Below are 240 nucleotides of genomic sequence, written 5' to 3'. Positions count from 1 at the left end.
CCACTACGCCCTAGGCTACCGGGCCATCGGCATGACGGTGTGGGACGTGGACGACGCTCGGGTGGACGCCCTGGGGCGCCAGGTGGGCGGGCTCGAGTTCGTGAGCCACTGCTACCGCCGGCCGCGGCGGCCGCCCGAGTGGCCCTACAACCTGTTCGCCATGGTCCACGGGCGCCGACGCGACGAAGTGGAGCGCCAGGTGGAGGCCATCGCCCGGCTCTTGGGAAACGCTTGCCGCGG

1 pseudogene is annotated in these 240 nt (G+C 72.5%); it reads left to right on the top strand.

The features are described 5' to 3' along the window. A pseudogene (locus ACTFO6_RS19615) lies at positions 1–240 on the top strand (Lrp/AsnC family transcriptional regulator); the annotation flags it as partial.

It is taken from the genome of Pelomicrobium sp. G1 (genome assembly GCF_051905455.1).
Lineage (GTDB): Bacteria > Pseudomonadota > Gammaproteobacteria > Burkholderiales > UBA6910 > Pelomicrobium.
The sequence above is the reverse complement of the archived record's forward strand: the minus strand, read 5'-3'. Positions and strand labels throughout refer to the sequence as shown.